Origin of the sequence: Thermomonospora curvata DSM 43183, from assembly GCF_000024385.1 — a bacterium.
In the GTDB taxonomy this organism is placed as follows: domain Bacteria; phylum Actinomycetota; class Actinomycetes; order Streptosporangiales; family Streptosporangiaceae; genus Thermomonospora; species Thermomonospora curvata.
Map to the genome: position 1 here is coordinate 3,970,966 of NC_013510.1, position 12,398 is coordinate 3,983,363.

Consider the following 12,398-nt stretch of genomic DNA (forward strand, 5'->3'; position numbering starts at 1 on the left):
CCACGACCTGAGCGTGGAACGCCGACGAGGTCGCCCGGCGCCTGCCCCGATTCCTGGCGGCCCTCTGAATTCGGCTTCCCTTGCACGAGGGCCGCCCACCATGGATCCAGAGCCCGGCGACATACCGCGCGGCCAAGAGAACCCTTGCCACAGTGCCCTCGGCAGGATTCGAACCTGCAGCCTCTTCGCTCTCGACGAAGCGTCTCTGCCGGTTGGACTACGAGGGCCTGGTGCGGCTCCCGGGAGTCGAACCCGGAACATCCACTTTCTGAAAGTGGCCTCTCTGCCTGTTGGAGTAGAGCCGCGTAGATCTGGGAGAGGAGTCGCTCGCGATTGTCGCGGCCGGGATGAGTTCTGAGCCTTTAGGACGGCACAGTGAGTGGATCGCCGTGTGGAGAAGGTGCAGAAGGCTCAGTGCGCCAGGGACCGGCCGTGGCGGGCAAGGGACGTCCCAGGCAGTCGGCGAAGTAGCTGGGGCATGGCCGGTCCTCCTCTCTCGGTCCCGTCGTAGTTCTCGGTGAGGCGACGTTCATAACAGTGCCAGGAGAAAGGAAGACAGGGCAACGGGTTTTCGCGGGCGCTATGGGACTGCCCTCTATGTGGGTGTTTTGCGACGTCCTGGCGATGTCCTGGGCAGGTGTTTCGCCGTGTGATCAGGAACGTTCCGGGGATCGGGACGGATCGCTCGAGAGGTGCTCGGTCTCCTGGAGGGAGCGGCGGAGGGTCGTGGTGACGATTTCAGATATGACGTGCAAAGGGCGGGTGTCGCGGGCGGTGCGGCTGAGGAGGATGGCGCCTTCGAAGGCGGCGAGGACGTAGGTGGACAGGTCGGCGGCCTTGGTTTCGGGGATGCCGGCGGCGGTCAGGCGGCGGGTCACGGCGGTCTGCCAGGAGGCGAAGACCTCGGCGCAGGCGTGGCGGAGGGGTTCGCTGGTGGAGGCGGTCTCCAGGGCGACGGTGGCGATGGGGCAGCCGTCGGCGTAGTCGGAGTCTTCCAGGGCCTGCACGCTGAGCTGGAAGAAGTCGGCCACCGTGCGGACGATGTCGGCGCCGGCGCGGGTGAAGACCCGGTCGAACAATTTGAGGTAGCGGGCGCCGGAGTGGGTGACGGCTTCCACGCCCAGCTGCTCTTTGCCGCCGGGGAAGAAGTGGTAGAGGGAGCCCCAGGGGGCCTGGCCGGCCGCGGTGATCTGCTTGAGGCCGGTTCCGGTGTAGCCCTGGGAGCGGAAGAGCTGGGCGCTCGCCTCCAGCAACCGGCGCCGGGTGTCCATGGGGCCAAGGGTAGTGCTTGCCGGCACTAGATCGATCTATCTAATATGACGATCGATCTAGATAGAAAGGCGGGCGCCATGGCGGTACGCATCGAGGACCGGGGGCACGTCCGGATCGTGACGCTGGATCGGCCCGAACGGCGCAACGCGGTGGACGGGCCCATGGCGGACCGGATCGCCGAGGTGTTCGCCGCCTTCGAACGGGACGGGCGGGCCCGGGTGGCGGTGCTGACCGGGGCCGGCGGGACGTTCTGTGCGGGCAACGACCTGAAGGCGATCGCCGCCGGGGAGTTTCCGGTGCCCACGCGCCAGGCCCCGCCGATGCGGGTCACCCGGGCCGCGCCGGCCAAGCCGGTCATCGCGGCGATCGAGGGTCCCTGTTTCGGGGGCGGGCTGGAGCTGGCGCTGTGGTGCGATCTGCGGGTCGCCTCCGCCACCGCCGAGTTCGGCCTGCTCAACCTGGTGCACGGGCTGCCGTCCATGGACGCCGGGACGGTGCGGCTGCCGCGGCTGATCGGGCACGCCCGGGCCCTGGAGATGATCGTGACGGCGCGCCGGGTGCCGGCCGCCGAGGCCATGGGCTGGGGGCTGCTCAACCGGCTGGTGGAGCCGGGGCGGGCGCTGGATGAGGCGCTGCGGCTGGCCGAGGCGGTGGCGGCGCTGCCGCAGGAGCCGATGCTGGCGAGCCGCCGGTCGGCCCTGCAGCAGTGGGGGCGGCCCGAGGCGGAGGCCTTCGGCCGGGAGGTGGAGCTCGCGCTGGCCGCGCTGGGGAATCCGGGCTGATGGTCAGGCGGCGTCCGGGCCGGGCATCAGCATGGGGCCGGTGACGCCGAAGCGCTCCACGCCCCGCTTGGTCAGATTGACCCGCAGGTCGATCCAGCCGGGCATGGCGGACCCCGGGCAGTCGGGGGCCTCGGGCGAGGGGAAGTGCAGGTCCCCCACTGAGAGCTTGGCCCCGCGGACGTGGACCGGCAGCAGGATCCGCGAGCCGGCGGTCAGCGGGGCGACCGCGCAGTCGACGATCTCACGGCCGCGCAGGGTCGTCGGCACCGCCTCCGCCGCCACCTGCTCATAGCCGCGCAGGCCGGGACGGACCCTGCCGAGGATGACGCCCTCGGGGCGGGAGACGGGAGAGCGCCTTGCCCGCCGCACGCTGTGCGGGGCCGGGGCGCAGCCGATGACCCCGGGGTGAGCGCCGGGCGCATGCCGCCCGTCGCGGCGGCCCAGGGCCAGGACGTCCACCACGATCACATCGCCGGGCTCGGCGCCGACCACCACGATCGGGCCGCACAGGACGGCCTCGTCACCGGGCAGCGCGCCCTCGCACTCCAGGCGGACCGAACCGCCGGTGATCACCTCCGCGACCCCGGGGATGTCGGGGTGCCAGCGGTTGTGACCGGGCACCGCCTGCGCGGCGGCCGGGACGGGCGCGTGCGGCCGCGGCACCGTGGGCGAGAGCATCAAGAGGTGCGTTCCTTCCTGGGCGACGGTGACGATGAGACGATCGTGCCCGCTCCCCTGTTTCCAGGCCGTTACCACGGACTTACAAGTCAGTAAGGCAGTGTTCACTGACGGCGTGGGGTCACACCCCGGGACCGAAATGGCCGAAATGTCCGTCTAGGTGGGGCGGCCCGCTCATTGCTACGCTGCTGCGCGGACGCGGGGGCACGTCCATTTGCCCAGTACACAGCAGCGACGAGGATGACGTGATGCGGATCGCCGTGTTGTTCGGAGGCGCCAGCTCGGAACGGGAGGTTTCGATCGCCAGCGCCGCACAGGTGTTCACCGCACTGCGCGACCGCGGCCACGACGTCATCGCCATCGACACCGCCAAGGGGAAGCTGAGCCCGCAGGAGGTGGAGGCGTTCGTCAGCGCCACCGTCGCCTACGACCCGCCCGGAGTGGACGACATCCCGGCCTCGGAGGTGACCGCCCGGCTGACCGCCGAGGACAGCGAGCTGCGCGGCGTGGACGTGGTGTTCCTGGCGCTGCACGGCGGCTCCGGCGAGGACGGCACCCTGCAGGCGCTGCTGAAGGCCGCCGGCATCCCCTACACCGGCAGCGGAGTGCTGGGCAGCGCCGTGGCGATGGACAAGGACATGTCCAAGCGGCTGTTCCGGCAGGCCGGCGTGCCCACCCCCGACTGGATCATGGCGCCCGCCACCGCCGCCGAGGTGGCCGAGCGGATCGGCTTCCCGGCCATCGTCAAGCCCAACTCCCAGGGCTCCACCATCGGGCTCACCGTGGTCAAGGCGCCCGAGCAGCTGGAGGAGGCGATCGCCACCGCCGCCGCCTGGGACCACGAGGTGATGATCGAGCGGTTCGTGCCCGGCCGCGAGCTGGTGGTCGGGGTGCTGGACGGGCGGGCGCTGGCGGTCGGGGAGATCGTCCCGCAGCTGGGGGAGATCTTCGACTACCAGAGCAAGTACCAGGTCGGCGGGGCGGTGGAGACCTTCCCCGCCGACCTGCCGGCAGAGACCGCCGCCGAGGTGCAGCGCCTGGCGGTGGCCGCGCACCGGGCGCTCAAGCTGGGCTCCTACAGCCGGATCGACTTCCGGCTGGATGCGCAGGGCCGGCTGTGGTGCCTGGAGGCCAACACGCTGCCCGGCATGACCGCCACCAGCCTGATGCCGCAGTCGGCGGCGGCGGTGGGCATCGGTTTCGCCGAGCTGTGCGAGCGGCTGTGCGAGCTCGCCCTGGCCGAGCACCGCGGCCGCTGAGCGGGCCGCGGCCTCACAGGCCGTAACGCTCCGGCTTGGGCGAGCGGGACATCAGCAGCGACGCCGCCTCGGAGATGCTCATCCCGTGGTGCATCACCTGCGCCACCACCTCGGTGATGGGCATCTCCACGCTGTGCTTGCGGGCCAGCTCCAGCACCGCCTCAGAGGATTTGACGCCCTCGGCGGTCTGCTTGGTCACCGCGATGGTCTGCTCCAACGTCATGCCGCGGCCCAGGTTCTCCCCGAAGGTGCGGTTGCGCGACAGCGGGGAGCTGCAGGTGCCGACCAGGTCGCCCAGGCCGGCCAGCCCGGCGAAGGTGTGCTCGTCGGCCCCCAGCGCGGCGCCCAGCCGGGTGATCTCGGCCAGCCCGCGCGTCATCAGCAGCGCCCGGGTGCTGTCGCCGAAGCCCAGGCCCACGGCGATGCCCACGCACAACGCGATGACGTTCTTGACCGCCCCGCCCAGCTCGCAGCCGACCACGTCGGTGTTGGTGTAGACCCGGAAGTAGGGGGTCATGCAGGCCGCCTGGATCCGTTTGGCGGTCTCCTCGTCGGTGCAGGCGGCCACCGCGGCGCCCGGCTGGCCGGCGCCGATCTCGCGGGCCAGGTTGGGGCCGCACACCACGGCGATCCGGTCGGGGGACGCGCCGGTCATCTCGGCGATCACCTCCGACATCCGCCGCCCGGTGCCCAGCTCGATGCCCTTCATCAGGCTGACCAAGATGGCCTTCGGCGGCAGCAGCGGGCTCCAGACGCGCAGGTTCTCCCGCAGCGTCTGGCTCGGCACGGCGATCGCCACGATGTCGGCGCCCTCGACCGCCTCGGCCAGGTCGGTCGTGGCGCGCAGCCCCTCGGGCAGCTGGATGCCCGGCAGGTAGTCGGGGTTCTCGTGCCTGAGGTTGATCGCCTCGGCGATCTCCGGGCGGCGGGCGTAGAGCGTGACCTCGGTACCGGCGTCGTGGAGCACCTTGGCGAACACCGTTCCCCATGATCCCGCGCCCAGTACTGCCGCTTTGGTCAATGCTCCACTCCGTCTTCTCGCCTGCTGCCTGCTTGTGCCGGGGAGGTCCCCTCACCCCGTCTCCGGGATGAGCCTTCGGATCCGAAGGGGAGGGCCGGACGGCCGCATCGCGCCCGTCCGGTCCGCTCTCCCAAAGAACGCCCCCCAAACCCCCCAAGATCCGGACCCGGTGATCCGGTCAGGAGGCGGCCGCCCCTTTCCCGTCCCGCCGGCGGCGTTCGGCGATCGCCTTCTTGTGGTCGTAGAGCTCCTTGGGCGGCTCTTCGCCGCGCAGCTCACCGAGCAGTTCGGCGATCGTTCTCATGATCTCATTGGTGGCCTCGCGCAGCACCGTGGCGGTCATCGGCTGGTCGGCGTACTTGGACAGGTCGATCGGCTCCCCGGCGATGACGTGCATGGTCTTGCGGGGGAAGGGGCGGAACTTCTTGGTGCCATAGGGCAGCAGTTCGTGCGCCCCCCAGTGGGCGACCGGCAGCACCTTGACGCCGGTGCTGATGGCCAGGCGCGCCACGCCGGTCTGCCCGGTCATCGGCCACAGGTTCGGGTCCCGGGTGCAGGTGCCCTCGGGGTAGAACATCAGGCACTGCCCGGCCCGCAGCGCCTCTTCGGCGGCCTTGAGCGCCATGGCGGCGTCGGCGCTGTCGCGGTAGACCGGGATCTGTCCGGTGCCGCGCAGCACCGCTCCGATGAACCGGGTCTCAAACAGCGGGGACTTGGCCAGGTAGACCGGGTAGCGCCCGGCCTCGTAGACGTAGTGGGCCAGGGCGAGGGGGTCCGCCCACGACAGGTGGTTGGCGGCCACGATCATTCCGCCTTCGGCCGGCACGTTGTGCTGGCCGCGCCAGTCCCGCTTGAGCATGCCGAACAGCAGGGGGCGCAGTACCGCGATTGTGAGCAACCGCCAGCGCGGCGAGTAGCCGTAACTCATGACTGCCTTCCTAGAACGTGACCCCGCCGGAGCGCACGGCAACGGGGTGGTCCCCCAGTGTCGCCGGTGACGGCGCGTAGTGTCGAGTTGAGATGGCTGTTGAAACGTCGCATGACGCTGAACTCACATGGTCCCTGGTGCTTCCGGTCAAGCCGCTGGCCAGGGCGAAGACCCGGATGGCCGAGGCGGCCGGGCCGCTGCGCCAGGCGCTGGCGCTGGCGGTGGCGGCCGACACCGTGGCCGCGGCGCTGCGCTGCGCGGCGGTCGCCGAGGTGATCGTGGTCACCGACGATCCGCTGGCCGCCGCGGAGCTGTCGGCGCTGGGGGCGCGGGTGGTGCCGGACGAGCCGGACTGCGGGCTGAACCCGGCGCTGGCCCACGGGGCGGCGCTGGCCCGGGCGGCCCGGCCGCGGGCCGGGGTGGGCGCCATGTCGGCGGACCTGCCGGCGCTGCGCCCGGCGGAGCTGGGGCGTGCGCTGGCGGCCGCCGCCGGCTTCGCCGAGTCGTTCGTCGCCGACGCCCAGGGCGTGGGCACCACCTTGTACGCGGTGCGGCCCGGCGTGCCGTTCTCGCCCGCCTTCGGGCCGGGCTCGCGTGCCCGGCACGCCGCCCAGGGAGCCCGTGAGCTGGCCATAGAGGGCCTGGACAGCCTGCGCAGGGACGTGGACACCCCCGGCGACCTGCGGGCCGCTCTGGCGCTGGGAACGGGCCCGCGCACGGCCGCTCTGGCGGCTCGCATGCCCGCCTTCAGTCCGGGAGCGGAAACGTCGAGAGGGTGACGGCGGTGATCCGCCCGTCCTCGACGGCCAGGTTGACCCGCTGTCCCAGCCGCAGCAGCCGCAGGCCCCCGGCGGCGAACGCCCGGGCGTCGAAGGCCAGCTCGGTTCCGTCGTCCAGCAGCACGGTGCCGCTTTGCGTCGCCGCGTCGTAGCCGCCGACCGTCGCCTGCATCCGCACTCTGTCCGCCATGCCGCAAGGGTAGCCGCCGGCGCGGGCCCTCCCCCGGTATGCACGCGCCCGGGGCCCGTGCACGGCACGGACCCCGGGCGTACGGGCTTGCTGGGGTGTTCTACTTCTTGCCGGCGACCAGGTTCTTGAAGTCCGAACCTGCCCGGAACTTGGGCACCGACGTGGCCGGGACCTCGATGGTCTTGCCGGTCGCCGGGTTGCGGGCCGTGCGGGCGGGCCGCTCGGCCTTCTCGAACGAACCGAACCCGGTGATGGCGACCTTGTCGCCCTTGGCGACGGCGTTCTGGATCGTCTCCAAGATCGCGTCGACGGCCTCCGCCGCGGCCTTCTTGCTGCCCAGCCGCTCCGAGATGGCGTCGACCAGCTCACGCTTGTTCATTGGGTTACTCCTCCGGTTCCCCCCTTGCCCGCACGAAACTAGGGGACGTGGGGCAGGGAAACAATCACCTGCAAGCAATACTTCCCGTGTCGCAGGCGATTTCGTCGTTCTACGGGGTCTCCGACGAGATCAGCGAACTGGAAGTATCCGCTTGGTCACCCTGCGCACCTACCCGTTCCCGGAAATCGGCCAAGAATGCCTGCAACCTGCGATCGGCCAGCTCGCAGTCCCGTTTGGCCAGATCCGTGATCGTCAGCAGGTGGCGGATCAGCCGGCGCCTGGGCTCCGGCGGCAGCGGGGCGATCATGCGGTGGGCCTCCCGCAGCCGGTGGGCCAGCCGGGTCAGCAGGGGATCCTCCCACTGCGGCCCCGCCCACGGCGGGCCGCCCGGCGAGGTCCGTGGTGTGCTCACGCAACCGCCCCCAAAAGCCGTCGAGCGCGTTCCCCACAGGATTGTCCTCTGCGGGGAACGCGCTCGTGCGCCGAGCCCCCTCCAAGGGCGCCTCGTCCCGGCTCGGGCGGCGTCAGAGGGTGACCGGCAGCCAGGAGGCGCGGCGCTGCTCGTAGGCGGCGATCTCGTCGGCGTGGCGCAACGTGAGCCCGATGTCGTCCAGGCCCTCCATCAGCCGCCAGCGGGTGTAGTCGTCGATGTCGAAGCCGGCGGTCAGGCCGGCGGCGCGCACCTGGCGGGCCTCCAGGTCCACGGTGATCTCGGTGGCCGGGTCGTGCTCGACGGTCTCCCACAGCGTCTCGACGGTCTCGGTGGGCAGCACCACCGGCAGCAGCCCCATCTTGGTGGCGTTGTTGCGGAAGATGTCGCCGAAGCGCGGGGAGATCACCACGCGGAAGCCGTACTGCTGCAGCGCCCACACCGCGTGCTCGCGGGAGGAGCCGGTGCCGAAGTCCGGGCCGGCGATCAGGATGGTGGCGCCCTGGTACTGCGGCTGGTTCAGCACGAAGGACGGGTCCTGGCGCCAGGCCGAGAACAGGCCCTTCTCAAAGCCGGTGCGGCTGACCTGCTTGAGCCAGACGGCGGGGATGATCTGGTCGGTGTCGACGTTGCTGCGCCGCAGCGGCACGCCGCGGCCGGTGTGGACGGTGAAGGCTTCCATCGCGACGGGTCTCCAGGTCGGTTTGCGTTCGGGTCGGGACGCTCACAGGTCGGCGGGCGCGGTCAGGCGGCCGGTGACGGCGGTGGCCGCGGCGACGGCGGGCGAGACCAGGTGGGTGCGCCCGCCGGGGCCCTGCCGGCCCTCGAAGTTGCGGTTGGAGGTGGAGGCGCTGCGCTCGCCCGGGGAGAGCTTGTCGGGGTTCATCGCCAGGCACATCGAGCAGCCGGCCTCCCGCCACTCGGCGCCGGCGGCCTTGAAGATCTCATCCAGCCCCTCCTCCTGGGCCTGGGCCTTGACCTTCATGGAGCCGGGGACGATGAGCATGCGCACCCCGTCGGCGACCTTGCGGCCCTTGAGCACCTCGGCGACGGCCCGCAGGTCCTCGATGCGGCCGTTGGTGCACGAGCCGACGAACACGGTGTCGATCTTGATGTCGCGCAGCGGGGTGCCGGGGGTCAGCCCCATGTACTCCAGGGCGCGCTCGGCGGCCTGCCGCTCGATCGGGTCCTCGAACGAGGCCGGGTCGGGCACCGACTCGCTCAGCGGCAGCCCCTGGCCGGGGTTGGTGCCCCAGGTGACGTACGGGGTCAGGGTGGAGGCGTCGATCACCACCTCCTTGTCGAAGACCGCGTCGTCGTCGGTGCGCAGCGACTTCCAGTACTCGACGGCCTTGTCCCACTCGGCGCCCTTGGGGGCGTGCGGGCGGCCCTTGAGGTAGGCGAAGGTGGTCTCGTCCGGGGCGATCATGCCGGCGCGGGCGCCGGCCTCGATGGACATGTTGCAGACCGTCATGCGGCCCTCCATCGACAGGCCGCGGATGGCCTCGCCGCGGTACTCGATGATGTGGCCCTGGCCGCCGCCGGTGCCGATCTTGGCGATGATGGCCAGGATCAGGTCCTTGGCGGTGACCCCGACCGGCAGCGTGCCGTTGACCGTGACGGCCATGTTCTTGGGCTTGATCTGCGGCAGGGTCTGGGTGGCCAGGACGTGCTCGACCTCGCTGGTGCCGATGCCGAAGGCCAGCGCGCCGAAGGCGCCGTGGGTGGAGGTGTGGGAGTCGCCGCACACCACCGTCATGCCGGGCTGGGTCAGCCCGAGCTGCGGGCCGATGACGTGGACGATGCCCTGGCCCTCGTCGCCCATGGGGTGCAGCCGGATGCCGAACTCGGCGGCGTTCTTGCGCAGCGTCTCCACCTGGGTGCGCGAGACCGGGTCGGCGATGGGGGCCAGCAGGTTCTGGGTGGGGACGTTGTGGTCCTCGGTGGCGATGGTCAGGTCCGGCCGGCGGACCTTGCGGCCGGCCATGCGCAGTCCGTCGAACGCCTGCGGGCTGGTGACCTCGTGCACCAGGTGCAGGTCGATGTACAGAAGGTCCGGCTCGCCCTCGGCACGCCGCACGACGTGCGCGTCGTAGACCTTGTCGGCCAGTGTCCGGCCCATGAGCTCCACCTCACCTGATCCGTCACGTGCTTTGTCGTCTGGAAAACTCGTCTGGAAAGTCGTCTGGGACGTCTGCGGGAAACGGCCTTCAGCCCCCGAGGTGACGGGCCGGGTGGTCCCCCCTCATCGACCGGTCTATGCCGCTGCCTGTGCCGGTCTACCCGGCCCGCTCCGGGCACGGGTGGTGCGCCGGAATCGGGCCCCGAACTTGCATCTCATATTTCAAGACTGCAATATCGAGGTATGGACAACTCTAGCGGAGTCGGCGTACTCGACAAAGCTGTTCGGGTTCTGAACGCACTGGAGGCCGGCCCCGCCTCGCTGGCCAGCCTGGTGCAGACCACCGGACTGGCCAGGCCGACGGCCCACCGGCTCGCCGTCGCGCTGGAGTATCACCGGCTGGTCCACCGGGACGCCCAGGGGCGTTTCGTCCTCGGTCCCCGCCTGGCGGAGCTGGCCGCGGCGGCGGGCGAGGACCGGCTGCTGGCCGTCGCCCAGCCGGTGCTGACCCAGTTGCGCGACCTGACCGGCGAGAGCGTCCAGATCTTCCGGCGGCAGGGGGACGTGCGCATCTGCGTGGCGGCGGCCGAGCGGGCCAGCGGGCTGCGCGACACCGTCCCGGTGGGCAGCGCGCTGCCGATGACCGCCGGTTCGGCCGCCCAGGTCCTGCTGGCCTGGGAGGATCCCGACCGGCTGCACCGGGCGCTGCGCAACGCCAAGTTCGAGGCGGCCACGCTGGCCTCGGTGCGGCGGCGGGGCTGGGCGCAGAGCGTCGGCGAGCGCGAACCGGGGGTGGGCTCGGTGTCGGCCCCGATCCGGGGCGCGGGCGGCCGGGTGATCGCCGCCATCTCGGTGTCCGGCCCGCTGGAGCGGCTGACCCGCTCCCCTGGACGGCTGTACGCCGGCCCGGTGGTCGCCGCCGCCGAGCGCATCACCGAGGCGATGCGCCGCTCCTCCGGGTGAGCGGGCGGTAGGAGCGCTCAGGCGGCCCGCCGCGGCGAGAACGGCAGGGCCAGGTGCCGGTCGGCCTCCTCCCACAAAGCGGCGGCGGCGTTCCGGTCGCGGGGCAGGTCAATGACGGGCAGCTCCCAGAACCGGAACTGCGCATCCCGCGTCCACGGGCGGATCTTGCGCATGACCGCGCCGTGCGGGTCGGTGCGGGCGTAGCGGTAGAGCGCCTCGTGGTCGGTCCAGGCCGACAGGGTCCAGAAAGTGCCCCGCAGCGGCCGGGCGCGCAGCGAGACGCCGAGGGCCCCCGGTGCGCGCCGGGCCTGCCGCCACAGCCGCAGCGAGTGCAGCAGGAAGGCCGGTGCGCGCCAGGGCGTCTTCAGCTGGAAGCGGGAGGCCATGACCAAGGCGGTCGCCCCGGTCTCGCGGTGGCCGGTCGAAGACCACGGGATCTCCATGGCGTGCCCCCTCACCGGGCGGCGGAGGCTCCGCCACCCATTAGATACTGTCACTATCCAATAGTTGGATAGTACTACTATCCAACTGGGGGTGCCATGAGGATTTCCGAGCTGAGCGAGCGCAGCGGGCTGCCGGTGCAGACCATCAAGTTCTACATCCGGGAGGGTCTGCTGCCGAAGGGCACGCCGTGCGCCGCCACCCGCGCCGAGTACGACCAGGCGCACCTGGAGCGGCTGCGGCTCATCCGGGCGCTGCGCGAGGTCGGCGACCTGCCGGTGGCGGCGATCCGGCGCATCGTCGAGGCGCTCGAGGACGAGCAGGTCTCCCTGCACGACCTGTTCGGCCGCACCCAGTACGCCCTCGGCCCGCACGCCTCCACCGCCGGCCACGACCCCGACCTGCAGCAGGCCCGAGACGACGTGGACGCCTTCCTTACCGAGCTGGGCTGGCAGGTCACCGAGCAGGCGCCGGCCCGCGAGCTGCTCGCCCAGACCCTGGTGGCGCTGCGCCGCCTGGGCTTTGCGACCGGCCCGGACGAGCTGCGCCCGTATGCGCGGGCCGCCGCGGCGCTGGCCGAGCACGAGACGGGCAGGCTCGCCGAGGACACCCCGCGCGCCCAGGCGGTGCGCGGCATGCTGGTCACGACCGTGCTGTATGAGCAGGTGCTGATCGCCCTGCACCGGCTGGCCCAGGAGGACGCCTCGGCGCGGCGCTTCAGCGGGCGGTGAGCGAAGGCGGGCGAGCCTCAGCCCACCAGGCCGTGGGAGGCGGCCAGGTCGAAGGCGGCGCGGGCGGCGGGGGCGAGCAGGTCCCGTTCGTCCGCCCCCACGTACACGCACTCGTCGATCTCGCCGGCCGGGCCGATGCGGCCCCGGAAGCCGGCGGTGAAGCAGGCCATCCGGACGCAGGTGTGCGCGGGCTGGTCATGGGCGGGGGCGTGCACCACGCCCAGGGGGCGGAAGGAGTCCCGGTCCAGCTCCACGGCCAGCTCCTCGCGCACCTCCCGCGACAGCGCCGCCCAGTCCCCCTCCCCCGCCTCGCGCTTGCCGCCGGGCAGGTAGAGCAGGTCACGGCCGCGGGCCCGCACGGCGAGCATCCGGCGGTCGGCGACGTGCACCCAGGCCACGACATCGAGCATGGGGCGATCTTCT

Annotated in this window: 16 protein-coding genes and 2 tRNA genes; 5 read left to right on the top strand and 13 right to left on the bottom strand. The window is 71.8% G+C overall.

Annotation, left to right across the window (positions count from 1 at the left end; all coding sequences use genetic code 11):
* Positions 1-153: 153 nt before the first annotated feature.
* The 3 genes from TCUR_RS17005 to TCUR_RS17015 all read right to left on the bottom strand — a co-directional run bounded on the left by TCUR_RS17005 (position 154) and on the right by TCUR_RS17015 (position 1,271).
* Positions 154-227, bottom strand: a tRNA-Leu gene (locus TCUR_RS17005).
* A gap of 1 nt (position 228) precedes the next feature.
* Positions 229-305 (bottom strand) — tRNA-Leu (locus TCUR_RS17010).
* Positions 306-653: 348 nt separating this feature from the next.
* Positions 654-1,271, bottom strand: a complete 618-nt coding sequence (locus TCUR_RS17015) for a TetR/AcrR family transcriptional regulator (protein ID WP_012853774.1) — start codon at positions 1,269-1,271, stop codon at positions 654-656.
* Positions 1,272-1,349: 78 nt separating this feature from the next.
* Between TCUR_RS17015 and TCUR_RS17020 the strand changes: the two genes are divergently transcribed.
* A complete protein-coding gene (locus TCUR_RS17020; RefSeq protein ID WP_012853775.1) occupies positions 1,350-2,054 on the top strand; it encodes an enoyl-CoA hydratase-related protein in 705 nt (234 codons plus the stop codon).
* 3 nt (positions 2,055-2,057) lie between these two features.
* On the opposite strand, the gene TCUR_RS17025 is transcribed toward TCUR_RS17020, so the two are convergent.
* Positions 2,058-2,732, bottom strand: coding sequence for an acetamidase/formamidase family protein (locus TCUR_RS17025; protein ID WP_012853776.1), 675 nt, complete (start codon positions 2,730-2,732; stop codon positions 2,058-2,060).
* Between the two features lie 248 nt (positions 2,733-2,980).
* Between TCUR_RS17025 and TCUR_RS17030 the strand changes: the two genes are divergently transcribed.
* Positions 2,981-3,991 (top strand): D-alanine--D-alanine ligase, encoded by a 1,011-nt coding sequence (locus TCUR_RS17030; RefSeq protein ID WP_012853777.1) that lies wholly within the window; start codon positions 2,981-2,983, stop codon positions 3,989-3,991.
* 13 nt (positions 3,992-4,004) lie between these two features.
* Here TCUR_RS17030 and TCUR_RS17035 read toward each other — a convergent pair whose 3' ends face one another.
* Together TCUR_RS17035 and TCUR_RS17040 are read right to left on the bottom strand one after the other, a co-directional pair.
* Positions 4,005-5,012: an NAD(P)H-dependent glycerol-3-phosphate dehydrogenase gene (locus TCUR_RS17035; protein WP_012853778.1), complete on the bottom strand. Its 1,008-nt coding sequence runs from the start codon at positions 5,010-5,012 to the stop codon at positions 4,005-4,007.
* A gap of 178 nt (positions 5,013-5,190) precedes the next feature.
* Positions 5,191-5,940: a lysophospholipid acyltransferase family protein gene (locus TCUR_RS17040; protein ID WP_012853779.1), complete on the bottom strand. Its 750-nt coding sequence runs from the start codon at positions 5,938-5,940 to the stop codon at positions 5,191-5,193.
* A 92-nt stretch (positions 5,941-6,032) separates the two neighbouring features.
* Here TCUR_RS17040 and cofC point away from each other — a divergent pair, with 92 nt between their 5' ends.
* Positions 6,033-6,719: a 2-phospho-L-lactate guanylyltransferase gene (cofC, locus tag TCUR_RS17045; protein ID WP_012853780.1), complete on the top strand. Its 687-nt coding sequence runs from the start codon at positions 6,033-6,035 to the stop codon at positions 6,717-6,719.
* On the opposite strand, the gene TCUR_RS17050 is transcribed toward cofC, so the two are convergent.
* From TCUR_RS17050 to leuC, 5 genes are all read right to left on the bottom strand, one after another.
* Positions 6,688-6,909 (bottom strand): hypothetical protein, encoded by a 222-nt coding sequence (locus TCUR_RS17050; RefSeq protein ID WP_245536886.1) that lies wholly within the window; start codon positions 6,907-6,909, stop codon positions 6,688-6,690. The genes cofC and TCUR_RS17050 overlap by 32 nt on opposite strands.
* Before the next feature lie 100 nt (positions 6,910-7,009).
* A complete protein-coding gene (locus TCUR_RS17055; RefSeq protein ID WP_012853782.1) occupies positions 7,010-7,288 on the bottom strand; it encodes an HU family DNA-binding protein in 279 nt (92 codons plus the stop codon).
* 109 nt (positions 7,289-7,397) lie between these two features.
* A complete protein-coding gene (locus tag TCUR_RS17060; RefSeq protein WP_052305532.1) occupies positions 7,398-7,700 on the bottom strand; it encodes an SCO5555 family protein in 303 nt (100 codons plus the stop codon).
* Between the two features lie 112 nt (positions 7,701-7,812).
* Positions 7,813-8,400 (bottom strand): 3-isopropylmalate dehydratase small subunit, encoded by a 588-nt coding sequence (gene leuD / locus TCUR_RS17065; protein WP_012853784.1) that lies wholly within the window; start codon positions 8,398-8,400, stop codon positions 7,813-7,815.
* A 42-nt stretch (positions 8,401-8,442) separates the two neighbouring features.
* Complete coding sequence (gene leuC, locus TCUR_RS17070) at positions 8,443-9,840, bottom strand: 3-isopropylmalate dehydratase large subunit (RefSeq protein WP_012853785.1); 1,398 nt, start codon at positions 9,838-9,840, stop codon at positions 8,443-8,445.
* A 243-nt stretch (positions 9,841-10,083) separates the two neighbouring features.
* On the opposite strand from leuC, the gene TCUR_RS17075 reads away from it, so the two are divergent.
* Positions 10,084-10,803, top strand: a complete 720-nt coding sequence (locus TCUR_RS17075) for an IclR family transcriptional regulator (protein ID WP_012853786.1) — start codon at positions 10,084-10,086, stop codon at positions 10,801-10,803.
* Between the two features lie 17 nt (positions 10,804-10,820).
* Here the strand turns inward: TCUR_RS17075 and TCUR_RS17080 are convergent, their stop codons facing one another.
* On the bottom strand, positions 10,821-11,246 hold the full coding sequence (locus TCUR_RS17080) for a hypothetical protein (RefSeq protein WP_012853787.1): 426 nt from the start codon (positions 11,244-11,246) through the stop codon (positions 10,821-10,823).
* 96 nt (positions 11,247-11,342) lie between these two features.
* Between TCUR_RS17080 and TCUR_RS17085 the strand changes: the two genes are divergently transcribed.
* Positions 11,343-11,975 (top strand): MerR family transcriptional regulator, encoded by a 633-nt coding sequence (locus TCUR_RS17085; protein ID WP_012853788.1) that lies wholly within the window; start codon positions 11,343-11,345, stop codon positions 11,973-11,975.
* Positions 11,976-11,992: 17 nt separating this feature from the next.
* Here TCUR_RS17085 and TCUR_RS17090 read toward each other — a convergent pair whose 3' ends face one another.
* On the bottom strand, positions 11,993-12,385 hold the full coding sequence (locus TCUR_RS17090; RefSeq protein WP_012853789.1) for an NUDIX hydrolase: 393 nt from the start codon (positions 12,383-12,385) through the stop codon (positions 11,993-11,995).
* Between the last annotated feature and the right edge of the window lie 13 nt (positions 12,386-12,398).

Bases quoted from the DNA above. Each gene is read 5' to 3' on its own strand.
- TCUR_RS17085 (WP_012853788.1), top strand. From the start codon at position 11,343: ATGAGGATTTCCGAGCTGAGCGAGCGCAGCGGGCTGCCGGTGCAGACC.
- leuC (WP_012853785.1), bottom strand. From the start codon at position 9,840: ATGGGCCGGACACTGGCCGACAAGGTCTACGACGCGCACGTCGTGCGG.
- TCUR_RS17030 (WP_012853777.1), top strand. From the start codon at position 2,981: ATGCGGATCGCCGTGTTGTTCGGAGGCGCCAGCTCGGAACGGGAGGTT.
- leuD (WP_012853784.1), bottom strand. From the start codon at position 8,400: ATGGAAGCCTTCACCGTCCACACCGGCCGCGGCGTGCCGCTGCGGCGC.
- TCUR_RS17015 (WP_012853774.1), bottom strand. From the start codon at position 1,271: ATGGACACCCGGCGCCGGTTGCTGGAGGCGAGCGCCCAGCTCTTCCGC.
- TCUR_RS17025 (WP_012853776.1), bottom strand. From the start codon at position 2,732: ATGCTCTCGCCCACGGTGCCGCGGCCGCACGCGCCCGTCCCGGCCGCC.
- TCUR_RS17080 (WP_012853787.1), bottom strand. From the start codon at position 11,246: ATGGAGATCCCGTGGTCTTCGACCGGCCACCGCGAGACCGGGGCGACC.
- TCUR_RS17040 (WP_012853779.1), bottom strand. From the start codon at position 5,940: ATGAGTTACGGCTACTCGCCGCGCTGGCGGTTGCTCACAATCGCGGTA.
- TCUR_RS17075 (WP_012853786.1), top strand. From the start codon at position 10,084: ATGGACAACTCTAGCGGAGTCGGCGTACTCGACAAAGCTGTTCGGGTT.
- TCUR_RS17020 (WP_012853775.1), top strand. From the start codon at position 1,350: ATGGCGGTACGCATCGAGGACCGGGGGCACGTCCGGATCGTGACGCTG.
- TCUR_RS17050 (WP_245536886.1), bottom strand. From the start codon at position 6,909: ATGGCGGACAGAGTGCGGATGCAGGCGACGGTCGGCGGCTACGACGCG.
- cofC (WP_012853780.1), top strand. From the start codon at position 6,033: ATGGCTGTTGAAACGTCGCATGACGCTGAACTCACATGGTCCCTGGTG.
- TCUR_RS17055 (WP_012853782.1), bottom strand. From the start codon at position 7,288: ATGAACAAGCGTGAGCTGGTCGACGCCATCTCGGAGCGGCTGGGCAGC.
- TCUR_RS17090 (WP_012853789.1), bottom strand. From the start codon at position 12,385: ATGCTCGATGTCGTGGCCTGGGTGCACGTCGCCGACCGCCGGATGCTC.